This window comes from Chryseobacterium tructae (assembly GCF_030409875.1).
Taxonomy (GTDB): Bacteria; Bacteroidota; Bacteroidia; order Flavobacteriales; family Weeksellaceae; genus Chryseobacterium; species Chryseobacterium tructae.
On sequence record NZ_JAUFQR010000001.1, the window covers coordinates 441196 to 463711 of the forward strand.

Below are 22516 nucleotides of genomic sequence, written 5' to 3' on the forward strand. Positions count from 1 at the left end.
TTTTTTTATGATTTATTTAACAATTAGGAACGAAACCGCTATGCGGTTACAGAATTGGCAATTTCAGTCAGGTTGATGATTTGGTCTGCTTTTTGAGCGCTAGACTCTCTGTGTGTGATAATTATGGAGGTCGCATTACTGATTTTTCGGTCAATGTTTTCAAGGATATTCTGCTCTGTTTCGGTGTCTAAAGCAGACAACGAATCATCAAAAATGATGATATTTGGATCCTTAATTAAGGCTCTGGCAATACAAATTCTTTGCTTTTGTCCCCCCGAAAGCATAACCCCGCGTTCACCAACAAGTGTTTTATATTGTTCCTTAAACTCAACAATATTTTTGTGAACATCTGCAATCTGAGCATACTCAATTACTTTTTCATGCGATGGATGATCAATGGCAAATCCTATATTATTTTCAATAGAATCCGAGAATAAATAACTCTCCTGAGGAATATATCCGATAAAGTTTCTATAATTCTCCAGATTGTGCTCTTTCAGGTTTTTGCCGTCAATCAGGATCTCTCCTTCCGTAGGATCTATCAGTCTGCATAAAAGGAGAGCAATGGTAGACTTTCCACTTCCGGTTTTTCCCATGATAGCTAAGGATTCTCCGGCTTTAACTTTAAAGCTTAAATGATCCAATGCTTTAATACCTGTATTAGGATAAACATAAGATACATTCCTGAATTCTATATCTCCTTGAATAGGATACGTCTCAACGTTGGTATTGACAATTTCAGACTTTTTATCCATAAATTCATTGATCCTTTGCATAGAAGCTTCAGCTCTCTGATTCACGGAAGTTACCCAGCCTACCATAGAAAAAGGGAAAATCAAGGTATTGATATACATAAAGAAGTCTGCAATTTTACCAATGCTTAATTCTCCTGCAATATATTTTGTTCCTCCGATCCAGATAATGGCAACATTCAGTAAACCGATAACAAATAGGATGATGGTAAAGAAATATGCTTCTGTTTTGGCAAGATCCAACGCCTTATTCTGGTAATCGGTTACTTTAATTCCGTAGTTTTTCTTAATGTATTTTTCTCTTGCGAAAAATTTCACCACCCGAATTCCTGAAAAACTATCCTGTACAAAAGTTGAAATTGCAGATTGGCTTTTCTGCATGATCTTCGACTTTTTATTAATGATGGAACTTACCTTATAGATTGCAAAAGATAGAATCGGAAGCGGCAATAAAGTCCATAAAGTCATGGAAGCATCCGTTTTTACCATATAAATAGCTGTAATCAGAACAAGAACAATAAGGTTAGCCACATACATTACACCTGGCCCAAGGTACATTCTTACAGCCACGACATCTTCACTTAATCTGTTCATTAAGTCTCCGATGGTAGTTTGCTTATAATCCGTTAAAGATAAATCCTGGTAATGTCTGTAAATTTTATTCTTCAGTTCATATTCAATTCTTCTGGAGGCAACAATAATCGTTTGTCGCATCATGAAGGTGAAAATTCCTGTTAAAAGGGAACACCCTACAATGATTCCCACATAGATCAGTACTTGTTGATTGAAACCAAGATTTCCACTTTTGGTAAGTTCATCTACAGATTTTCCTACGAACTGAACTTTATATATATTGAAGAAATTACTGGCAATGATGAATAGTACCCCCCAAAACAAAAGTATTTTGTGTTTCCAAAAATAGGGGTTTAAGGTTTTTAGCGCTTTCATATAGTTTTACAAAATTACAAAAATGTCATCATTCTACGAATTTCATCAATTTTAAATTTTGTATCTTTGCACTCATTAAAAAGCTCTTTGAATGTTAGGAAGACGACAAATTCGTGAAAAAGTAGTACAGGCGGTGTATTCATACTATCAAAACCCTGTAAAATTTGATGTTTTAGAGAAAAACATGTTCGCTGGAATAGAGAAAATCTATTATCTCTATATCTATCAGCTTAATTTTTTAGTAGGTCTAAAAGAATTAGCTGAGCATCAAATTGAAATCGGAAAGAATAAATACCTTAAAACCGATGCTGATATTAATCCTAACCAAAAATTCATCAACAACCAGGTATTGCATAAGCTGGAAGAAAATCCAGAAAGATTATTCTTCACGGGTCAGCACAAGCAGTTGAAGTGGGATATGCATGATGATTTATTGGTAAAGACTTTCCAAAGAATTACTGCAGGAAAACGTTATCAGGATTTCATGAAAGAAGAAGGATTTTCTTTTGAAGATGATCAGAAGTTTATCGGAAAATTATTTTTAAGATATATTGCTGAAAATGATGATTTCCACGATTATCTTGGAGATAAAGAACTTTCATGGTATGACGATATCCATATTGCCAATTCCATGGTTCAGAAAACGATCGGATTCCTAAGAGAAGATGAAGAAAGCAGAACTTTGATCAAAATGATTAAAGATGAAGATGACAAGACTTTTGCCGCTAAATTGTTAAAAGATACCCTGAACAACTGGGAAAACAATGAGAAAAAGCTGGAAGAAAGACTGGAAAACTGGGATATTGAAAGAGTATCACTGATGGACAAAGTGATTTTGTCAACGGCTATTTCAGAGCTTGATAACTTCGCCTTAACACCTTCAAGAGTTATTATTAATGAATATATCGAGATCGCAAAAGTATTTGCAACAGATCGTTCCAATATCTTCATTAATGGTATTTTAGATAAATATTGTAAAGATCAAAATAGAATATAAAATGAAAAAGACGTTATCAATTATCGCCTTGTCAATTATAGGCTTTGGATTAGTTTCTTGTAAAAAAGAAAACAAAGAAACTCAAAGCCCTGAAGCTGTAGCTACTGATTCTACAGCTGTAGGAACACCAGCAACTACTGATTCTGCTGCTGCTACACCTGTAACAGGAGAAGCTCCTGCTGCCTCTGCTTCTAAAGAGCCATCTACTTCTATCGCTTTATCTGAAAGCAACTTCGATTTTGGAAAAATCAAAAAAGGAGACAAAGTAGAGCACGTTTATGAAGTAACTAATACAGGAAAAAATCCATTAGTGATTTCTGAAGTAAAGCCTGGATGCGGATGTACAGCTCCTGATTTTACAAAAGAGCCTATCATGCCAGGTAAAAAAGGAAAAATTACATTGCATTTTGACTCTTCAAACTTTGATGGAAACGTTCAGAAATATGCAGATGTTTATGCAAACGTAGAAAAGGCTCCAATCAAATTAACGTTCACTGCGAACATTCAACCATAATTTTTACAATATGTTGACATTATTTTTACAAGCACAGCCACAAGGTTCTTCATCGATGATGCTGATCATGATGGGTGCAATGTTTGTAGGGTTTTATTTCCTGATGATCAGACCTCAGATGAAGAAACAAAAGCAAGAAAAAAGCTTTCAGGAAGAACTTAAGGTAGGAACTAGAGTAGTACTTACATCTGGTCTTCACGGAAGAATTGCCCAAGTTCAGGATGATGGTTTTATTATCGAAACACTATCCGGAAAACTAAAGTTTGAAAAAGCTGCAATTTCCAGAGAAATGACACAAACGCGTTTCGGGGATAAAGCAAAAACTGCTGAGAAATCAACAGATAAAAAAGAAATAGAAACTGAAGAAAAGAAATAATTTTATTCAGTCTGAAAATATCTAGCTGCGGCGGGTGAACGAAGTTCACCCGCCGCAATTTTTTTATATAATGAATCTTGCGTTCATTTGTGAAAGCATTAGTGAAATTAGTGTTTAATAAAAAATTATCTTTGCCTCATGAATCAAAACACACACAAAACTGTTCTTATTTTAGGTGCCAATTCAGATGTTGCAAAGCAATGTATTATCCAATACCTTGAAAAAGGTTTTTTTGTAATAGCTGCCTCCAGAAACACAAAATCACTGGAAGATTTTATCACTTCAAACAATTTGGATCAGAGCAAGGTTAGTGTTTTGTATTTTGATGCTGCAGATTTTAATTCTCATCAACAGTTTTATCATGAACTTCCTGTAAAACCTCATATCGCAGTATATTCTGCAGGATTTCTTGTAGATAATCAAGAGGCTTTGAGAGATTTTAAAGGGACTAAACAAATGATGGAGGTTAATTATATGGGCGGAGTTTCTATTCTCAACATTATTGCAATGGATGAAAGCAATAAAAATCTGGAAAGAATCATTGGATTATCTTCTTTATCTGGAGTAAGAGGAAGAAAGAGTAATTTTGTGTATGGAAGTACAAAGGCTGCATTTACCCAATATCTGGCAGGATTAAGACAAGAGTTAGCTTCCAGGAAGATAACAGTGAATGCTTTGGTAATAGGTTATATCAGAACGAAGATCAATAAAGGCTTAGAGCTTAATGAATCTTTGATTATGGAACCGGATTACGTGGCGAAATTCATTGTTAATGCAGGAAGTTCCTTTACCATTGTTCCTAATTTTAAATGGAAAATTATTTACCATATTCTGAGACTTTTACCAGAAAGTCTGGCTGCAAAATTGCCATAATTCTTTAATTTTTACTGTTCAAAATTATTTTAAGGAAGATTTTTTCCCAGAAAAGAGACTTCGGTATTTTTTTTGTAATGATAGCCCCGAATGATTCTTCCTGGTAAGAATCAAATTCTAAAATGATCATTGAATAAGCAGAAATAATCTGTTCTGCTGTCAATCTATTATCAAACATTTAACCGTTGATTTTAACTTCCAAAGAGTTAAGGTTAGATTTTTGTGGAAAAATTAGACTTTCCACTCAGATTCATTTTAAAATTTTGTAACACAGAGTAAAAATTTATAACGACAAATAAAAATAAGTAGTATAAAAATGGACGATTTACAATTGAATAACATTCAGAAACACTGGGATACTTTAATATCTTCAGCCATTTCATGGGCACCGAGAATCTTTACAGCAATTATTTCTGCATTACTGATTTATCTGATCGGATCATGGATGATAAGAATGATTAAGAAACTTGTAGCAAAAGGTTTCAGAAAACGTAATATGGAAGCTTCTTTACAACACTTCCTTCTTAATATTATCAATTGGGGGCTTAATATTCTTCTCTTCATTGTGGTTGTTACCCAGCTAGGAGTACAAACCTCAGCTTTTGTAGCGATGATTGGTGCCGCAGGTTTAGCCATAGGTCTGGCTTTGCAAGGATCATTGACAAACTTTGCAGGAGGAATTCTTATTCTATTACTAAAACCATTTAAAATAGGAGATTTTATTTCTACCAGTTCAGGGGTTTCCGGAACAGTGCAAGCTATTGATATTTTTCACACAAAACTGATTACGCCACAAAATCAATTGATCATTATTCCCAATGGAGTTGTTTCCAATAACAGTATTACAAACTTTACTCAACTAGGAACCAGAAGGACAGCGTTGGATATTGGAGTGGCTTATGATGCAGACCTTAAAAAGACTAAAGAGATTTTAATGGGAGCCATTATAAAGAATCAATACGCGCTTTCAGATCCCGCTCCTCAAGTAGTTGTAACGACACTAGGAGATAGTGCTATCAATTTATCTATAAGGGTGAGTGCTTCGACTGAAAATTTTTGGAAAATGAATGAAGAACTTATTATTGATTGTAAAGAAGTCTTAGACCAGGCCGGAATCGGAATTCCTTTTCCACAAAGAGATATACACGTTTACAACAAATAATTCTCTGTCATGATTTAGAAACTATAAAAAACTCCTGCATTACATACAATGCAGGAGTTTTTAGTATAAGATAATATTCTTTATTTTTCTTTCTTTGAATATTGTTCGAGAAAATCCATGAAGGTTTTGTAATCATTTTCTTTAAAGTCGGTTTCAGTAAAGACAAAATGAAGGCTGTTATTAAGAATGCTTACAATAAGATATTGGTTTATCAACTTATAGCTGGTTTTGCTCCAGATACTTCTTATTGTACTCAATGAATTTTCCATAGTAATATCATCCTGATTAAGAATTACAAAACTGGCTTTTTCATCTTTTCGTTTAAGATCATTGATCTGCTCTTCAATTAATTCATGAAATTTCTTTTTACGGGTAAAATACTGATAAAGAAGTAAAAAAATATATCCAAGAAAAATAAACCCTGCATACCTAAAGATCGTAGAAGCTGGATTATTGTTAATAAACTTTGATTGAGAAAAAAAGCCAAGAAATAGAAATATTATAGCATATATAATCGCTTTTTTTAGTTCAGTAAATCCTTTTCTCCAGGTGTAACGAAAGAAAAATTTCTGATGTTCCCGTTCCACATTCTCATTAAAGGAGATTTCTAGTTTAATAGATTCATTCATGGATAGTTTTTGCTCGTAAAAATATAGAAATTAATCAATATCCTGCAGCAATTCTAAAGCTTTCATCATATCAATTCCTTTTCCCAGAACAGGCTTAAATAAATCGCCTTTGTTTTTGATTCTTTCCAAAGCATTTTCAATAGTATAATCGGTGGGTAGTAATCCGGGTTTCAGTTCATTCCAGTCTAAAGGCATAGAAACAGCTGCTCCTTGCTTAGGCCGCAGGCTGTAAGTGCTTGCCAGTGTCTGTCCTGTTCTATTTTGCAAATAATCAAGATAAATTTTATTAGAGTCTCTTTTTTGAAGGCTTCTTTCCAATGTTGTGATTTTTGGAAGCCTTTCATGAACCTGTTTCATGAGAATATGAGCAAAATCTTTTACCTGGTCAAAATCATATTTCCCACCCATTGGAATGTAAATATGGATTCCCGTACTGCCGGAAGCCTTACAATACCCTTTAGTTTTGATTGATTGTAAAATTTCATTGACTTGAAGAGCTGTTTCAATAACCTCATCAAAACTGTTTTTCTTTGACGGATCAAGATCCAAAACCAAATAATCAGGATGTTCAAGATCAGGGAGTGAACTATTCCAGGGGTTGAAATCAATACATCCGAGGTTATTCAGATAAGCAAGCGTTGCCTTGTCATTGCAGTAGATATAATCAATATATTTATCATTCGATTCAGAATAAACCTGAGTTGTTTTTATCCAGTCGGGAATATGATCACCAGCATCTTTCTGATAAAAGCCCTGTGCTTCAATACCATTAGGAAAACGATTGAGAGATAAAGGGCGGTTTTTTAAATAGGGTAAAATATAGTCAGCTACTGACTGATAATAATCTATCACATCCCCTTTGGTAATACTATCTTTTGGAAAATAAATTTTATCAAGATTAGTAAGCTTTACAACATGTTTGTTTAGGATAATTTCCTTATCCTTTTCTGTGTTTTCTGCTTTTTTTGATGGTGTTTTAGCTTTCATTGTTTTAGCTTTTTGAGTTTGAATCTTCAAATGAGTGGTATCATTTACTTCTTCTGGATCTTTATCCTCACGAAGACTAACAAAAACAGGATGTCGAAATATTCCGTCTTTGGTAATTTCAGAGTATTTAATTTCACAGACCAATTCAGGTTTTACCCAGGTTACAGGCATGTTTGTTTCGGGAATAGCTTCAAAAGGAGAAGATTTTACAATCAGTTTTTGAAGCTTTTGATAGAGTTCCTTGAGTGAAGTGTGACTAAATCCGGTACCTGTGTGCCCGCAATATCTAAGATCATTGTTTATGTATTTACCCAGAATCAAAGCACCGAAATTTTCCCGTGAACCTCTGGGTTCTGTAAAACCACAAATAATGGCTTCTTCCGTATTGGTGAATTTGATTTTAAGCCAGTCGGGTGTTCTGTAATTTTCTAAGTATTGACTGTCTGCTCTTTTGGCGATCATTCCCTCCAGCTTCATTTTTTTCATCTCTTCAAAGAATGCAATGCCTTTTTCAGGGATATGGTCACAATATTTTAAGGTATCAGTCTCAACCAATGCCTCTTTTAAAAGTTCTTTCCGTTGTATAAGAGGAAGTTCTTCGGTAGAATGGCCATTGAGCCATAGAAGATCAAAAACCTGATAAACAAGAGCGAGATTTGGGGTATCTCCGATTTGTTGTAAAAGCTGAAAATTGGGCTTTCCATGATCATCATAGGCTACAATTTCACCATCTAGAATCATTTGATGCTGTTGTTGTTCAAAATCCTGGGTTACTTTACTAAATTTTGATAAAAATGAAATCCCATTTCTGGAGTAAAAAAGCGGGGAAGTATGGCTAAGATCAGCAATTGCCCTGTAACCGTCCCATTTTATTTCAAAAAGCCAATCTTTATCATCAAATGCTTTATCAAATGGTTTGGCTAGCATAGGTTTAATAAAACACTTGAGTTTTTTTTCGTGAGTTAAAGAATTAAAATTTCTGAATCTTTTTTCTGAAGTTATAATTTCTTTTTTTTGTTTGTTTTTAGGCTTTTTTTTTCCTCGAGGAATTTAGTGACTAAGGATTTTGGTGAGGTATTATCTTCAGCATGATAAGGGCTTTCTGCAAACTCGTCTTTATGTTTGATGAGTAACCATGCATTGTCTTCAGTATTTTTCATTTTAACCAAAGCAAATTCCCCTTTTAGTTTTTTACCGTGAAGAATAAATTTTAAAGAGCCTGCATGTAATTCTTTTAACAATTCTTTCTCATCAGAAATCTTAGGATTTTCTTCCAAAGGCTCATAAGTTCCGCTGTCCCAGACTTCCACTTGTCCGGCACCATAATTTCCTTCAGGAATATTCCCTTCAAAATCCTTATAATCATAAGGGTGATCTTCTACCATCATTGCTAAACGCTTATCCAGAGGATCTAATGAAGGCCCTTTTGGAACAGCCCAGCTTTTTAAAACGCCTTCCATTTCCAGTCGGAAATCGTAGTGAAGTCGTGTAGCAGCATGCCTTTGAACAACGAAGATCAGTTTATTCTTACTTTTTTTCGTTGTTCCTTTAGGTTCACTGGTTTCATTGAACTTACGTTTATGTTGATAATCTTTGAGAGCCATTATGATGCGGATTTGGATTTTGAGGTGTTCAGACTGGCTTTTAACTGAGCCATAAGGTCAATCACTTTACCTTCTTTTACAACAGCAGCCTTTTTGGTTTTAATATTTTTACCTTTTGCTTTCTGCTTGATGATTTTCAGAAGTTCATCAGAGTAGGTATCTTTATACATTGTGGGATCAAAATCCTGAGAAAGCTGTTTAATAAGGCTCACTGCCATTTTCAGCTCTGCAGGTTTGGGTGCTTTATGAGCAGGGATTTTTAAATCTGTATAATTTCTTATTTCCTGATCAAATCTCAGACGGTTTAGAACCAATATGTCATCATTGTAAGGGCGTATCATTCCGATCGCTTCACTTTCACGAAGAACAAAAGTTCCGACTCCTACCATTCCTGTTTCTTTGAGGGCTTTTAACAGAAGTCTATAAGCGCTTTCACCGTTCTTCTGGGGTTCCAGATAATAAGGCGTTTCAAAATAGATACTGTCTACTTCTTTCTCTTTTACAAATTGATCAATGGAAAGTATTTTTGTCTTTTCAGGACTTGCCGCTTCATAATCCTGTTCATCAAGAACAATATATTTATCATCCATGAGATAGCCTTTGACAATGTTTTCCCATTTTACTTCTTTCCCTGTATTTTCATTGACTCTTTTAAACCGGATATTGGAAAAATCAGATTTGTCGAGCATATCAAGGTCCAGTTTGCTGGTCTCCGTTGCTGAGTAAATTTTAACAGGGATATTTACTAAACCGAAGCCAATAGCGCCATTCCAGATTGCTTTCATTGTCTTACGTTTTTAAAAATCAAGCAATTAGCATGCCGATGGAAAGGTGTGTGGTATCTGTTTGAAGCTTTTTACCAAATGACAATTGTTTTTACATTCTACTTTTATACCTTTATATTTCCGCAATCTGTGGATAAATATAATATGGAAGAACTTTTTAATTACATCAAGAAATTTGGATTATTGAATGCACAGGATGAGCTTCTGATTACAGAAGGAATTCAGAAAACCTCTGTAAAGAAAGGTGAGATTTTCGTAGAGGCAGGAAAAGTAAGCCAAAAAATTGCTTTTGTAAAGGAAGGAGTCTTTCGGTCTTTGTATTATAATAAAGAAGGAGATGATTTTACCCGCTATTTTATTTATGAAGGTAGATTTATTGGAGATTTTCAAGGGTTTACCGATCAGTTGCCTGCTCATGAATATATAGAAGCAATTACGGATGCTGTTTTACTTGTTATTGACCTTAACCATTTTAAAATATTAGAAGAAAAGATCGCGATATGGCCAGTGCTATTTGCCAGAATTCATGGATTCGTTGCGGAGAACAAACTTAAAGTGGCAAGTATTATGCTGAATCAGGATGCAAAATCCAGATATATTCATTTTCTCAATCATTATCCGGGGCTTGCCAACAGGGTTCCACAATCTATGTTGGCCTCTTATCTTGGAGTGACCCCTTCATCATTGAGCAGAATCAGGAGAACCATCAATGAGTAATGAGTAATGCGGCCTTCTCATAATAAATATGAGTCTAAAGATTAAAATAGAATGTCAATAGATTTTATTATTAATATATTAAACGTACGAATTGCAAACATTCAATAGGAACGGGCTAAAGCCCGTTCTGTCATTTAAAGATCTTCCACTGGCTTTAGCCAAAACCTATTATAAAAACCCTAAAAATAGAAACGGTTCCAGACTCCGGCTTCAATTCACAGGTATATAATATATCATATATTCTTGCAAAACACGTTTTTGCCAAATGGCAATGGCCTCTCTTTCAAACTGTCATAGCTTTGTCCTATAAAAAAATAATGATATGGATATTGTATTAGGACTTCAATGGGGAGATGAGGGAAAAGGAAAGTTTATTGATCTTATCAGCGAAAATTATGATATTACAGCCCGTTTCAACGGAGGCTCGAATGCTGGACATAGCATTGAAAGAAACGGAAAGAGAATTACGCTTAAAATGATTCCTTCAGGTATTTTTATGCAGGATGTACAGAACGTTATTGGGACAGGAACTGTTCTGGATCCTATAAGTTTTAAAAATGAAATTCTTAATCTAAAGAAGTTTGACGAAACTCTTCAGCCGGAGAAAAATCTGATTATTTCTAAAAAAGCTCATTTAGTATTACCTACCTACAAGTTGATGGATATTTTCATGGAAGAAAGTCCGGCTTATACCACTATTGGGACAACAAAAAATGGAATTGCTCAGGCGTATTCCAACAAAATTTTAAGACAAAACGTAAGAATAGGAGATATGTATACTCCGGATTTTAAGGAGAGAGTAGAACGTATTTTAGAAAGAGATTACAGCTTTTTGGCAGGGGAGGATATGGTTTTGCCATCTTTGGAAGCAATTAGCAAAGAGTTCTTTGAAGCGGTGGAGTTTTTAAAACAATTCAAATGTATAGAAACAGAATTATTCCTGAACAAAGCTTTAGCTGAGGGAAAGACAATATTAGGTGAAGGGTCTCAGGCAACATTATTGGATATTGACCATGGTACTTATCCTTATGTAACTTCTTCTTCCACTATTGCATCAGGAGCTTGCAGTGGATTGGGTATTTCTCCTAAGAAATCGGTGAGATCTATGGTATTGCCAAAGCGTACTGTACAAGAGTAGGGAACGGCATATTTCCCACGGAGCTTTTTGATGAAATGGGTGAAGAAATCAGAATAAAAGGCAATGAGTTTGGTTCCAACACAGGACGCCCAAGAAGAACAGGTTGGCTGGATCTTGCTGCCTTACGATATGCGGTAATGATTAACGGAGTTACCCAATTGGTACTGACTAAAGCAGATGTTCTAAGTGGTTTGAAATCAGTGGCCGTTTGTACTCATTACGAAATGGAAGATGGAACTGTTGAAACTACCGCAGCTACGCTTCCTGAAATGCTAAGCCGGTATTCAAGTGGTTAGCCGGATGGAATGCTAATTTTTCAGTGATTAAGGATCCTTCTGCACTTCCACAGGAATTGATGAACTTCCTTTCCTTTTTAGAGCAAGAAATAGGAGTCCCGGTAACGTACCTTTCTACAGGGCCGGGAAGAGAAGAAATTTTAAAGATGAAATAAGTTGATACAAAACAAAAGCGGGATTATTTCCTGCTTTTGTTTTGTATTTCCCAGTTCTGTAAGAATTCAAGATCAATATAATAATTGTTGGGAATGTATTTATCAAAATAGATTTTGGTGGATGAATGCTTGTCAATAATTTCTTTTAAAGTTATTTTGTCAATATTGGTATAAGCGGTAAGGAGTATGGAAGTATTATCATTGATATATTCAACAGTCATTTTTGTTTTTACAAATTCAATATCAATTTTGTTATAAAAGATATTCACATAATCATTTTGATCTTTACCCACTCCAAAAACAAAACTTTCTACTACAGCCTTACTGAGATCTATTGTGGCGGAGATCTTATATCTTTTAATGTCATCAACGATGAGGTTTCTATTGAAATCCTTTAAAGAAAAGCCTTCTTCCTCTTCGTTGCTGCCTTTTGTAAAAATATAAAAATAGACAAGAGCCAAAATAGAAAGCCCACCCATGAAGTATTCAACTTTAAAAGATTCTGTTCTATGTGTTCCTTTTATTTTTCCGCCCATCCCGTGCATGAACATGAATAGCCCAACTAAGCCGGCAATAGTAATAGGGATTTCCCAAATTTTGAGTTTTCGCTTTTTGCTCATTAATGTAAGGTGAATTTATTTGAACAGGTTAATAAGGTTTTCTTATACTGTCATTTTTAAATCTGATCAAATGGTTTTCATTAAAGAAATTATAACCCAGATCAAGCGTTTTGAATGTTTTATCTTCTAATTGGATCTTAAATATTTTACCATCAGTATTGATGCTGCGTTCGTATAAATAGAAGTTTTTATAATCTTCACTGGTGGGAATAGGAAGTCGATATTTTCCGGTAAAAGGAAGGTTTCCTGAATATGGACTGATTGTTTTAGCTTTTAATAATTCACTTGATAAATAGAATTTTTCAGATGCTTTTAGGGAAATTCTTTTTGTTTCGGATCTAAAATTATAAATAGAAAGAGGATCAATACTGAGAGTCTGTAATGGTATATTCTGATAAAGATAGCTGATATTTCTGATCAGTCTTCGTAATTCAAAAGGGGACTGTTCCCCGTAATCATATACTGTTTTTAATATTTTTCCTTTTGAAATAAAAGTAATGGTTGAAGAAGCCTGATCTGTTATGTATGCTGAATAATTTGGTTTTAAAGAATAGAAATCAATGTATTTTATTTCATCAAAAATCTCTTTTGTAATTTGGGAGGAAACTTTCGAGCTGAAAAATCCATTTTTAAGATTATAGGAATCTCCATAGAACAAAAAATTTCCCTGTGTATCTATCACTGTTGAATTGATAGGGCAATTGCCAAAGCAAGCTGATTTTGAAACGATAATTTTATCAATTTGCGGATTCAGGTTCTCATAGGCCTTGCTTTTAAAAGGAATTAAGGTTGTTAATTTTTTTTTCTTAGTCTCTAAAATAATCTTATTCTTACCTAGTTCCACAATTTTTTGAGACTCAAATTTTTTCTTGATGGGATTAAAAACAAGGAGAGAATCACCTTTTATTTTAAATCGTGTGTTTTCTCCATAGTATCGAACGGAATCCTGATCAAAATTGAACATTCCGTTTTTGTAGGTGTAAGTGCCATCACCTTTAAAAATAATAATCTGGGGATCTCGTTGAAAAGGGGATGGTGGTTCGTCATCTTGCTTTTCCTCAATAACCCATTCACCTGTTAATTCCTTTTTCTCAAAGGAATGGCAGGAAGAAATCAGCAAAATCAATAAAATAAATGGAATTAGTTTTTTCATAATAAAAAAGCGGGGCAAATACCCCGCTTTAAATTTATGCTTTTAAATCTAATTTTAACTCTAACTCATCGAGCTGTGCATCCGCAATGGAAGCCGGCGCATCAATCATCACATCACGCCCTGAATTGTTCTTAGGGAATGCGATATAATCTCTGATTACTTCATTACCATCCAGAATAGCTACCAAACGGTCAAATCCGAATGCTAAACCTCCATGTGGTGGTGCTCCATACTTAAACGCGTTCATTAAGAATCCAAACTGAGCTTCTGCTTCTTCTTTTGAGAATCCTAACAGGTCAAACATTTTAGATTGAAGATCTCTGTCGAAAATTCTGATAGATCCACCTCCGATTTCGTTTCCGTTAAGTACCATATCGTAAGCGTTGGCTCTTGCTTTTCCTGGATCTGTTTCCAATAAGTGAATATCTTCTGGTTTTGGAGATGTGAAAGGGTGGTGCATTGCATGGTATCTTTCAGTATCTTCATCCCATTCTAATAAAGGGAAGTCTACAACCCAAAGTGGTGCAAATACGTTTCCTTTTCTTAATCCCAAACGGTTACCAAGCTCCATTCTTAATGCAGAAAGCTGAGCTCTTACCTTGTTTTCATTTCCGGAAAGAATTAACATTAAGTCACCTTCTTTAGCTCCGAATTTTTCAATGATCTTCGCTAAATCTTCTTCGTTGTAGAATTTATTTACTGATGAGGTTTTTACTCCGTCATTCTGGAATTTAGCCCAAACCATGCCAGAAGCTCCGATCTGTGGACGTTTTACCCAATCCACAAGCTCATCAATCTGCTTTCTTGTATAATCTGCACATCCTTCTACATTGATTCCGACAACCAATTCAGCTTCATCAAATATTTTAAAGTCTTTTCCTTTTACAAGTTCGTTAAGCTCTACGAATTCCATCCCGAAACGGATATCCGGTTTATCATTTCCGTATTTTCTCATTGCATCAGCAAATGTCATTCTTGGGAAATCACCGAATTCCTGACCTGTAATATCTTTAATAAGAGTTTTAGTCATTCCTTCGAACACATTCATGACATCTTCCTGCTCTACAAAAGCCATTTCACAGTCGATCTGTGTAAATTCCGGCTGTCTGTCTGCTCTTAAATCCTCATCACGGAAACATTTTACGATCTGGAAATATTTATCCATTCCACCTACCATCAAAAGCTGTTTGAAAGTCTGTGGCGACTGTGGTAATGCATAAAACTGTCCCGGGTTCATTCTGCTTGGTACAACGAAGTCTCTGGCTCCTTCCGGAGTAGACTTGATCAGAACTGGAGTTTCCACTTCAATGAAACCTTCATCAGACAAATAATTTCTTACTTTCTGAGCCATTTTGTGGCGGAAGATCAATTTATCTTTTACCGGATTTCTTCTGATATCCAGGTAACGATATTTCATTCTTAATTCTTCTCCACCATCAGTTTCATCCTCAATGGTGAAAGGTGGAAGTTGAGAATCATTTAAGATCGTTAGTTTTTCAACTAAAATTTCAATTTCTCCTGTAGGAATATTAGGATTTTTACTTACTCTCTCAATTACTTTTCCGGTAGCCTGAATCACAAATTCACGGCCTAACTTTTTAGCCTCTTCCATCAGTTGTGCAGAAGAACGCTCCTGGTCAAGTACCAGCTGGGTAATTCCGTAACGATCTCGAAGATCTACCCAAATCATAAATCCTTTATCACGGATAGTCTGTACCCATCCAGATAGTGTAACTTCTTCATTCAGATTTTTCAGAGATAGCTCTCCGTTGGTGTGTGATCGAAACATAATTATTTGTTTAAAGTTCAATGTTTAGAAACGGTCTCAAAAGTTGTTAAAATTGATTTTTGCCATTCTGATCTTGCTGAATAATCTCTAAAAATCAAATACTTAAGATTCTTTACTGTATTTCATTTCGTTCAGAATGAGACTTTTGATATTGCCGCTTTTTTTTCGTTGGCAAAGATAAGATTTTTGCAGGTTTTATAAATAAAAAAACTTCGGATTAATTTTTATTGCCAATTGCTAAGACTTTCTAACAAACAGATTTGTATTTTTGAAGCGATCTAAATTAGAACAAGAGAAATGACTAAATATATTGACTTTTTTAAAAAAGCCTTTAGTGGAGAAGAAACGGATTTTACCAAGGTAAATATCAGAAGTGCGGTGCTCCTTCTTGCCATTCCGATGATGTTGGAAATGGCAATGGAATCTGTGTTTGCACTGGTTGATCTCTATTTTGTGGGGCATCTTAAAGAGAGTGGTTACGCAATTCAGACGGTTGGCCTTACAGAATCTGTCCTTTCTGTAATGTATTCCATTGCCATTGGAATGAGTATGGCGGCAACAGCGATGGTAGCCAGAAGAATCGGGGAAAAGAATCCGGAACAGGCTTCCCGTAGTGCAGCGCAGGTGTTGTTGGTTTCATTTGCGATAACACTTGTTCTAAGTATTTTAGGGGTTGTATATGCCGAAGAAATTCTGATCTTAATGGGATCAAAACCGGAAGCTGCGGCTTATGGAAAGGATTTTACAAGAATTATGATGGGAAGCAGTACTATCATTATGCTTTTATTCCTGATCAACGGAATCTTTAGAGGAGCAGGGAACGCGATGATTGCGATGAAAAGTTTATGGATTGCCAATATCGCCAATATTATTCTTTGCCCTATCCTGATTAAAGGCCTAGGCCCAATTCCAGCCATGGGTCTTACAGGAGCAGCATTGGCTACTACCATTGGACGAAGTATTGGAGTAATTTATCAACTGTATCATCTTTGGTGGCAGATACACAGATACGAATTAAACTTTCTTACTTTAAACCGAATTCAGAATTAATTAAATCTATCATAAAAATTGCTACTCCTGGGATCTTTCAGTTTGTGATCGCTTCATGCAGCTGGATCTTTCTTGCCGAACTGGTAGCCACTACAGGCGGTGAAAATGCCTCTGCGGGATATCAGACCGCTTTGAGATTAATGATGTTCTTTATGCTTCCTGCTTGGGGACTTAGTAATGCAGCATCTACGCTGGTAGGCCAGAATATGGGAGCTAATGAAATGTTGAGAGCCGAACAATCTGTCATGAAAACAGTAAAATATAATGTGATTTTCATGGTAATTGTAAGCTTAATATTTGTTTTTTTTGGTAATTTCTTAGTAAGTTTCTTTACCCAGGACGCAGAAATTAAGAATTTTGCTAAAAATGCGCTCCATATCATGAGTATCGGCTTTATTTTCTATGGAGTGGGAATGGTGATGATCAATGCTTTCAATGGAGCAGGAGATACCTGGACGCCCACTTGGGTGAATCTTTTTGGATTCTGGCTGTTTCAGATTCCTTTAGCTTATTTTCTTTCCAGGCATTTGGAGATGGGGCCAAAAGGGGTATTTATTTCTATTCCGGCTGCAGAAACTTTGATTACTATAGTTGCTTTTATCCTGTTTAGAAAAGGGAAATGGAAGACGGTTAAGGTATAATGATGGTAAGCAGGATGTTTATGAAAGTTAAGATGCAGATTACCAATTTTTTATAATAGATTTATGAGAGGAGAATATCCAATTAAGGACTGGGAGAACTTCCATATTCCAGCCTCCATCTTCCTTTCTTATAAAACTTTAACTGCTTAGATAATTGGATATTAATCAAGTATTTCCTAAATTCGTAATAACAACAAACACTTTATTACTATGGGAAAAGGAGACAAAAAATCAAGAAGAGGTAAGATCAATTCCGGAAATTATGGAAAAAGAAGACCTAGGAAAGCTTCAAAATCTTTTGTAGCATCCGAAGAAAAATCTAAGAAGTAATAACAATAAAAAAGACCGGAGAAATTTTTTCCGGTCTTTTTCTATGACAAATTAAATTAATTATTTTCCAAAAATATTTCCAAGGATACTTCCTAATCCGCCGCCTTGCTGCTGCTGGTTGTTTCCACCACCACCAAGTACGCTTCCTAGAATGTCGTTCAGTGGGTTTCCTCCTGACTGGGATTGTCCACCTCCTAACACACTTCCAAGAATATCATTTAAAGGACTGGATTGTTGTGTTTGCGCCTGATTGGAAGCATTTCCTAAGATTCCTCCTAAAAGATCTCCTAAACCTCCTGCACCTACGTTGCTTTGTTGCTTTTGCTGACCAATGTATCCCATTACAACTGGCGCCAACATTGCAAGAATAGGGCCTATCTTATCAATTGAAATTCCTGTATTTTGTGATAATTGATTTTCTACGGTACTCTTTTGTCCCCCAAAGATATGATCAAGGATAGATCCACCTTCAGCCTGTCTTGATTCAATCTGTGAAGGATCGTTTAAAATGCTTCCGTTGTGATCTTTATCTAAGGCAGAATTGAGTGCCTCAGCTTCTTTAGTATCCTGAGATTTATTTCTAAGATAAGAAATGATAAGAGGTGTAGCTACTGCTAATAAAGCAATTACCTGGTTCTATTGATTCCGAATTTATTTTCGGCTTGTTCAGCAACCTGGTTGCTTGTGTTCCCTGTAAGTAGGTCGATTAAGCTCATTTTTTGTGTTTGTTAAAGTATTAATTGACTCAAAGTTATCAAAAAATATGCCTCACAAAATATTTAGGATTCATAATTATTGTTAAAGTTTTCTGATCTCTTCTTCCGTATATCCCTTGCTCTTTAATACTCTTATATATTCTTTGGCACTTACCGTCATCCAGCTAATAGGTTCCGGTGCTGTTTTATGATCAACCGTGAATTCCAAAATTCCTACATTGTCATTCATCCATGGAACTAAGTAATAGTTCATCCCGCCTTTATACTTTTTGAAAGCATCAGCCTCTCTGCCTTTTTCTGTAAGTAATACCGCATGATAGGCAAAAACATAGCCTAAAGGAATCAGCAGACATACCCAAGAAAACTTTTTAAATGAAACATATTTTACCGAAGAAAGTCCATATCCAATAGACAATGCAAAAATAATGTTGAATGGAAGGAAAAATACATAATTATCAGAAACAAGATAGAATGTAGAGAATCCATACACCAATAACGCGGCAATAAAAAAGACATAAAACATTTTTTGGTTAGCTTTATAGAGTAACCCCATTCCCACTATTCCGAAAAATATAAAAATATTGAAGTTGTAAATAAGATATACAAAAGACTGGAAAAAATCTTTTACCAATTGCATGGGGGTCTGTTTCAGAGAATCTTCTACCCATGTTCCCTGATCGGAAGAATAAAAAGATTTAAATGGTAAACCTTGAGACATATTCAGAATAAACAATGATGAAAATAACACTGCAAAAAGAATAAACGAAGGATATACATATTTTTTTTCCTGTCTGAAATAGAATAAGAAAAGCAGTAGAGCAGGGATTAATAAAATATTCTGGATATGTACCCAGAGAGCGATTCCCAAAAATAAACTGCTCAGTATAATGTGAATATTTTTCTTCTCAATAAAAACCTTAACCATGGAAAGAAAGAAGAGACTTACCCATAGAGAATTATAAGTATACACTTCTACAATTTCAGCATTTCTCCAGAAAGAAAAGCTGAAGCCGAATACAAATGCTGCGGTAATAGCCGTCCATTGTATTTTCGTAATGGTTTTTACAATCAGATATACAATAGCAACTGTTATCGCACCGGAACTAACAACAAGAAGCCGACTGGCCTCAATCGCATGAAGACCGGTTAGGTTTTTAATAAAGATTCCCGTATTGGTATATAAAAAGTGGGAGGTTGCTGTAGCCGTGGTTTCAAACTCACCTTTTTCTACAGAAAGAACAAACCCTACACAATCGGCAAAGGGAATTTTGGTAAAACTCCCGATATAATAAATGACTAAAAAAATAAAAAATAAAGCTATTGCGGATAGAGATTGCTTCATTCTTAGTTTTTTACAATGGGTACATTAGAACATGCTTCTCCAAACATGAGAGACTTCACAAGAGGTTTTAGTTGTTCTACCAGTTCTATATAGGCATTTTCAGGAATTTCTTTATCCGAACAGCCCTTTACAAGAACTCTTTTCCCTCTCATATCTTCAAAATCATAGGTTTGAATAGCATTATGCATCAGAATAACTTCCAAATCCTCACGGTTTCCAAACACGATCTTTTTGGCTACATCAGTCAATTTAGCCGTAAGTACAAAATAAGCCCAAAGTGGGATAATAGTATCTACAGAATTGTAAATATAAATGTATGAATTTCTGTATTCTTCAACATCGATGGCTTCCACTTTTTCACGGAAATCTTTTTCCTTCAGAATCATCTCCTGGAAAAGGAAATCTTTAAGGTCAATACCTTTCCTTTCTCCCTTTGGAAGCAAAGTTGTAAGGTCAAAATTTACAAGGCCGCTTTCAGCAACTTTATTTCGGATTTCAAATTCTTCTGACATTTTTATCATTATCTTTGAACAAATTTACGAATTAAGATCAATATACATTTTAATTTGTTCTCTATCCTTACCATAGAAGCTGCCCATGATTTAAAGTAAAAGGTTGTTTTTGATGGTCATTAAAACAAATAAAGATTTCTGAGGAAATGAAATATTATATTATTGCAGGAGAAGCTTCCGGTGATCTTCATGGAAGCAATTTGATGAAAGCTCTTAAACAAAAGGATCCGAATGCGGAGTTTAGATTTTGGGGCGGTGACCTGATGAAAGCTCAGGGCGGAACATTGGTAAAACATTACCGTGATCTGGCTTTTATGGGGTTTCTGGAAGTGGTTATGAATCTGAGAACAATTTTAAATAATATTAAACTCTGTAAAGAAGATATTCTGAATAATAGACCGGATGTTTTAATTCTGGTAGATTATCCCGGTTTTAATTTGAGAATCGCTCGATTTGCCAAAGAATTGGGTATTAAAGTGATTTATTATATTTCACCACAACTTTGGGCGTGGAAAGAAGGAAGAGTAGAAATCATCAAAAAATATGTAGATGAAATGATGGTTATTCTTCCTTTTGAAGAAGATTTTTATAGGAAACATGGTGTTCATTCCCATTTTGTAGGCCATCCTTTGCTAGATGCCATTTCTGATTTAAAGGAGATCAATATGGGTGACTTTAAAAAAGAGCATGGGCTGAATGAGAAAGAGATCATTGCACTTTTACCGGGTTCCAGAAAGCAGGAAGTAGAGAAAATGCTTGAAATCATGCTTTCCGTAAGGCCACACTTTAAAGATTATCAATTTGTTATTGCCGGAGCTCCAAGTCTTCCGAAAGAATTTTATCAGAACTATGTAGATGATAATGTACACTTTGTTTCAAACAAAACATATGATCTGCTGAGATGTTCCAAAGCAGCTTTGGTAACTTCCGGAACGGCTACTTTAGAAACTGCTTTGCTGAATATTCCTGAAGTGGTATGCTACCGTGGTAGTAAGATTTCTTATGCCATTGCCAAAAGACTTGTAAAAAATATCAATTATATTTCATTAGTCAATCTTATCATGGATAGGGAAGTAGTAAAAGAACTGATCCAAAATGATTTGAATACTAAAAATCTGGTAGACGAACTCAATAAAATTTTAGAAGGAGGGAAAAGAGAACAGGTTCTGAATGACTATAGTCTTTTGAGAGAAAAGCTAGGTGGTAAAGGGGCTAGTGATCATGCAGCTGAGATAATTTTAAAAGTCTGAGGCCAATCTCCGAGATCTTAATTCCTCATATACAATGAAACAAGTAAAGAATTTTCTTTTATTCTTAGTTTGTACATTTTTCTTTTCAAAAAGTTTTGCCCAAAAAGGTGAGGCATTGAGAGATAAAGTCCAAATCTTCTATTATGGCTGGTATGGTAATCAGAAAACAGATGGCAGCCTGCAGCACTGGAATCATGAAATTATTCCGCATTGGAGCAATCCTCAATGGAATAATCTTGGGAATCATAAAGGAGGTGACGATATTGGAGCCAATTTTTATCCGGAATTAGGCAATTACAGTTCCAATGATAAAACGATCATAGAAAAACACATGAAGATGATAAAAGATTCAGGTGTAGGCGTTGTGGTCGTAAGCTGGTTGGGAAAAGACTCTTTTACCGATAAAAGTTTGATACAGTATCTGGACATCGCAGACCGTTTCCATTTAAAAATAGCATTCCACATAGAACCGTTTTATAAATCGGTGACAGAACTTAGAGATCAGCTTTCTTATCTTGTGAAAACATATTCCGATCATCCCGCTTTTTACAAAAAGGATGGGAAGCCTTTGTACTATGTCTATGACAGCTATAAAATAGCTCCTGAGGAGTGGGCGAAGCTGCTTTCTAAAAATGGAGAGAAGAGTGTACGCAATACAGAATTAGATGGACTGTATATCGGTTTATGGGTAGAAAAAAATGATTCTGTCTTTTTCGATAAAGCTGGATTTGATGGTTTTTATACCTATTTTGCCAGTGAAGGATTCGTTTTTGGCAGCACAACTGCTAATTGGGATTTCATGGCTCAATATGCCAAAGAGCATCAGCTTATTTTTATCCCGTGTGTAGGGCCTGGTTATTCCGATACCAGAATCAGACCTTGGAATGAAGCGAATTTTAAAAGCAGGGAAAACGGTAAATACTATGAAAAAATGTTTGATGCAGCCATTAAAGTTCATCCACAATTTATAGGGATTACTTCTTTTAATGAATGGCATGAAGGAACTCAGATAGAACCTGCCATTCCTAAAAAGACTGGGGATTTTACCTACGAAAATTATGGAAAAGATCCATGGATGTATATCAAAGAAACCAAGCGTTTAGCGGATAAGTTTTTAAAAGGAAAGTAAAACTTTTTATGTAAACGTGATTTCATAGCAAAAATATAAGCGCCCTGTTAA

Annotated in this window: 20 protein-coding genes and 3 pseudogenes; 12 read left to right on the forward strand and 11 right to left on the reverse strand. The window is 35.2% G+C overall.

The annotated features are described in order from the left end of the window. Positions 1–38 precede the first annotated feature (38 nt). Positions 39–1700: an ABC transporter ATP-binding protein gene (locus QWZ06_RS02030; protein WP_290295480.1), complete on the reverse strand. Its 1662-nt coding sequence runs from the start codon at positions 1698–1700 to the stop codon at positions 39–41. A 91-nt stretch (positions 1701–1791) separates the two neighbouring features. Here QWZ06_RS02030 and QWZ06_RS02035 point away from each other — a divergent pair, with 91 nt between their 5' ends. The 5 genes from QWZ06_RS02035 to QWZ06_RS02055 all read left to right on the forward strand — a co-directional run bounded on the left by QWZ06_RS02035 (position 1792) and on the right by QWZ06_RS02055 (position 5622). Continuing rightward, a complete protein-coding gene (locus QWZ06_RS02035; protein WP_290295481.1) occupies positions 1792–2697 on the forward strand; it encodes a transcription antitermination protein NusB in 906 nt (301 codons plus the stop codon). Between the two features lies 1 nt (position 2698). Then, positions 2699–3211, forward strand: a complete 513-nt coding sequence (locus QWZ06_RS02040) for a DUF1573 domain-containing protein (RefSeq protein ID WP_290295482.1) — start codon at positions 2699–2701, stop codon at positions 3209–3211. A gap of 10 nt (positions 3212–3221) precedes the next feature. Further along, complete coding sequence (yajC, locus tag QWZ06_RS02045; RefSeq protein ID WP_290295483.1) at positions 3222–3587, forward strand: preprotein translocase subunit YajC; 366 nt, start codon at positions 3222–3224, stop codon at positions 3585–3587. 138 nt (positions 3588–3725) lie between these two features. Continuing rightward, positions 3726–4460 (forward strand): SDR family NAD(P)-dependent oxidoreductase, encoded by a 735-nt coding sequence (locus tag QWZ06_RS02050; protein WP_290295484.1) that lies wholly within the window; start codon positions 3726–3728, stop codon positions 4458–4460. A 316-nt stretch (positions 4461–4776) separates the two neighbouring features. Further along, positions 4777–5622 (forward strand): mechanosensitive ion channel family protein, encoded by an 846-nt coding sequence (locus QWZ06_RS02055; protein WP_290295485.1) that lies wholly within the window; start codon positions 4777–4779, stop codon positions 5620–5622. Positions 5623–5702: 80 nt separating this feature from the next. Here QWZ06_RS02055 and QWZ06_RS02060 read toward each other — a convergent pair whose 3' ends face one another. The 4 genes from QWZ06_RS02060 to ku form a co-directional block, all read right to left on the reverse strand. Next, positions 5703–6251 carry a hypothetical protein gene (locus QWZ06_RS02060; RefSeq protein WP_290295486.1) on the reverse strand — a complete coding sequence of 183 codons (549 nt, stop codon included), beginning with the start codon at positions 6249–6251 and terminating at the stop codon, positions 5703–5705. Between the two features lie 30 nt (positions 6252–6281). After that, positions 6282–8165: a DNA ligase D gene (gene ligD / locus QWZ06_RS02065; RefSeq protein WP_290295487.1), complete on the reverse strand. Its 1884-nt coding sequence runs from the start codon at positions 8163–8165 to the stop codon at positions 6282–6284. A gap of 71 nt (positions 8166–8236) precedes the next feature. After that, on the reverse strand, positions 8237–8842 hold the full coding sequence (locus QWZ06_RS02070; protein ID WP_290295488.1) for a DNA polymerase ligase N-terminal domain-containing protein: 606 nt from the start codon (positions 8840–8842) through the stop codon (positions 8237–8239). Continuing rightward, positions 8842–9627, reverse strand: coding sequence for a non-homologous end joining protein Ku (gene ku, locus QWZ06_RS02075; RefSeq protein ID WP_290295489.1), 786 nt, complete (start codon positions 9625–9627; stop codon positions 8842–8844). Before ku ends, QWZ06_RS02070 begins: the two co-directional genes overlap by 1 nt. Before the next feature lie 144 nt (positions 9628–9771). Between ku and QWZ06_RS02080 the strand changes: the two genes are divergently transcribed. The 3 genes and pseudogenes from QWZ06_RS02080 (at position 9772) to QWZ06_RS02090 (ending at position 11933) form a co-directional block, all read left to right on the forward strand. After that, entirely contained in the window at positions 9772–10344 is a 573-nt protein-coding gene (locus QWZ06_RS02080) for a Crp/Fnr family transcriptional regulator (RefSeq protein WP_290295490.1), read from the forward strand. Between the two features lie 322 nt (positions 10345–10666). Beyond that, a pseudogene (locus tag QWZ06_RS02085) lies at positions 10667–11778 on the forward strand (adenylosuccinate synthase). 23 nt (positions 11779–11801) lie between these two features. Next, on the forward strand, positions 11802–11933 hold the full coding sequence (locus QWZ06_RS02090; protein ID WP_290295491.1) for an adenylosuccinate synthetase: 132 nt from the start codon (positions 11802–11804) through the stop codon (positions 11931–11933). Between the two features lie 23 nt (positions 11934–11956). Here the strand turns inward: QWZ06_RS02090 and QWZ06_RS02095 are convergent, their stop codons facing one another. From QWZ06_RS02095 to aspS, 3 genes are read right to left on the reverse strand one after another with little or no spacing between them, the layout of a single operon-like run. Then, positions 11957–12553, reverse strand: coding sequence for a hypothetical protein (locus QWZ06_RS02095; RefSeq protein ID WP_290295492.1), 597 nt, complete (start codon positions 12551–12553; stop codon positions 11957–11959). 28 nt (positions 12554–12581) lie between these two features. Continuing rightward, complete coding sequence (locus QWZ06_RS02100; protein WP_290295493.1) at positions 12582–13706, reverse strand: DUF6438 domain-containing protein; 1125 nt, start codon at positions 13704–13706, stop codon at positions 12582–12584. A gap of 34 nt (positions 13707–13740) precedes the next feature. Beyond that, positions 13741–15495, reverse strand: coding sequence for an aspartate--tRNA ligase (aspS, locus tag QWZ06_RS02105; RefSeq protein WP_290295494.1), 1755 nt, complete (start codon positions 15493–15495; stop codon positions 13741–13743). A gap of 297 nt (positions 15496–15792) precedes the next feature. Here aspS and QWZ06_RS02110 point away from each other — a divergent pair. Then, positions 15793–17186: pseudogene (locus QWZ06_RS02110) on the forward strand (MATE family efflux transporter). A 210-nt stretch (positions 17187–17396) separates the two neighbouring features. Next, a complete protein-coding gene (locus tag QWZ06_RS02115) occupies positions 17397–17516 on the forward strand; it encodes a 30S ribosomal protein THX (protein WP_123857915.1) in 120 nt (39 codons plus the stop codon). Positions 17517–17576: 60 nt separating this feature from the next. Here the strand turns inward: QWZ06_RS02115 and QWZ06_RS27700 are convergent. The 3 genes and pseudogenes from QWZ06_RS27700 to QWZ06_RS02135 form a co-directional block, all read right to left on the reverse strand. Next, a pseudogene (locus tag QWZ06_RS27700) lies at positions 17577–18232 on the reverse strand (DUF937 domain-containing protein). 82 nt (positions 18233–18314) lie between these two features. After that, positions 18315–19574: a protein O-mannosyl-transferase family gene (locus tag QWZ06_RS02130; RefSeq protein WP_290295496.1), complete on the reverse strand. Its 1260-nt coding sequence runs from the start codon at positions 19572–19574 to the stop codon at positions 18315–18317. A gap of 2 nt (positions 19575–19576) precedes the next feature. Beyond that, the gene (locus QWZ06_RS02135; protein WP_290295497.1) at positions 19577–20086 is read right to left on the reverse strand and encodes a DUF2480 family protein; all 510 of its coding nucleotides are present in this window, start codon (positions 20084–20086) and stop codon (positions 19577–19579) included. Positions 20087–20232: 146 nt separating this feature from the next. Between QWZ06_RS02135 and lpxB the strand changes: the two genes are divergently transcribed. Both lpxB and QWZ06_RS02145 read left to right on the forward strand, forming a co-directional pair. Continuing rightward, positions 20233–21336: a lipid-A-disaccharide synthase gene (gene lpxB / locus QWZ06_RS02140; RefSeq protein ID WP_290295498.1), complete on the forward strand. Its 1104-nt coding sequence runs from the start codon at positions 20233–20235 to the stop codon at positions 21334–21336. A 115-nt stretch (positions 21337–21451) separates the two neighbouring features. Next, positions 21452–22465, forward strand: a complete 1014-nt coding sequence (locus QWZ06_RS02145; RefSeq protein WP_290295499.1) for a glycoside hydrolase family 99 protein — start codon at positions 21452–21454, stop codon at positions 22463–22465. Positions 22466–22516: the final 51 nt, after the last annotated feature.

Bases quoted from the DNA above. Each gene is read 5' to 3' on its own strand.
- QWZ06_RS02080 (WP_290295490.1), top strand. From the start codon at position 9,772: ATGGAAGAACTTTTTAATTACATCAAGAAATTTGGATTATTGAATGCA.
- QWZ06_RS02115 (WP_123857915.1), top strand. From the start codon at position 17,397: ATGGGAAAAGGAGACAAAAAATCAAGAAGAGGTAAGATCAATTCCGGA.
- lpxB (WP_290295498.1), top strand. From the start codon at position 20,233: ATGAAATATTATATTATTGCAGGAGAAGCTTCCGGTGATCTTCATGGA.
- QWZ06_RS02095 (WP_290295492.1), bottom strand. From the start codon at position 12,553: ATGAGCAAAAAGCGAAAACTCAAAATTTGGGAAATCCCTATTACTATT.
- ligD (WP_290295487.1), bottom strand. From the start codon at position 8,165: ATGCTAGCCAAACCATTTGATAAAGCATTTGATGATAAAGATTGGCTT.
- QWZ06_RS02100 (WP_290295493.1), bottom strand. From the start codon at position 13,706: ATGAAAAAACTAATTCCATTTATTTTATTGATTTTGCTGATTTCTTCC.
- QWZ06_RS02035 (WP_290295481.1), top strand. From the start codon at position 1,792: ATGTTAGGAAGACGACAAATTCGTGAAAAAGTAGTACAGGCGGTGTAT.
- QWZ06_RS02040 (WP_290295482.1), top strand. From the start codon at position 2,699: ATGAAAAAGACGTTATCAATTATCGCCTTGTCAATTATAGGCTTTGGA.
- yajC (WP_290295483.1), top strand. From the start codon at position 3,222: ATGTTGACATTATTTTTACAAGCACAGCCACAAGGTTCTTCATCGATG.
- QWZ06_RS02070 (WP_290295488.1), bottom strand. From the start codon at position 8,842: ATGGCTCTCAAAGATTATCAACATAAACGTAAGTTCAATGAAACCAGT.
- QWZ06_RS02135 (WP_290295497.1), bottom strand. From the start codon at position 20,086: ATGTCAGAAGAATTTGAAATCCGAAATAAAGTTGCTGAAAGCGGCCTT.
- QWZ06_RS02050 (WP_290295484.1), top strand. From the start codon at position 3,726: ATGAATCAAAACACACACAAAACTGTTCTTATTTTAGGTGCCAATTCA.
- QWZ06_RS02030 (WP_290295480.1), bottom strand. From the start codon at position 1,700: ATGAAAGCGCTAAAAACCTTAAACCCCTATTTTTGGAAACACAAAATA.
- ku (WP_290295489.1), bottom strand. From the start codon at position 9,627: ATGAAAGCAATCTGGAATGGCGCTATTGGCTTCGGTTTAGTAAATATC.
- QWZ06_RS02060 (WP_290295486.1), bottom strand. From the start codon at position 6,251: ATGAATGAATCTATTAAACTAGAAATCTCCTTTAATGAGAATGTGGAA.
- QWZ06_RS02130 (WP_290295496.1), bottom strand. From the start codon at position 19,574: ATGAAGCAATCTCTATCCGCAATAGCTTTATTTTTTATTTTTTTAGTC.
- QWZ06_RS02055 (WP_290295485.1), top strand. From the start codon at position 4,777: ATGGACGATTTACAATTGAATAACATTCAGAAACACTGGGATACTTTA.
- aspS (WP_290295494.1), bottom strand. From the start codon at position 15,495: ATGTTTCGATCACACACCAACGGAGAGCTATCTCTGAAAAATCTGAAT.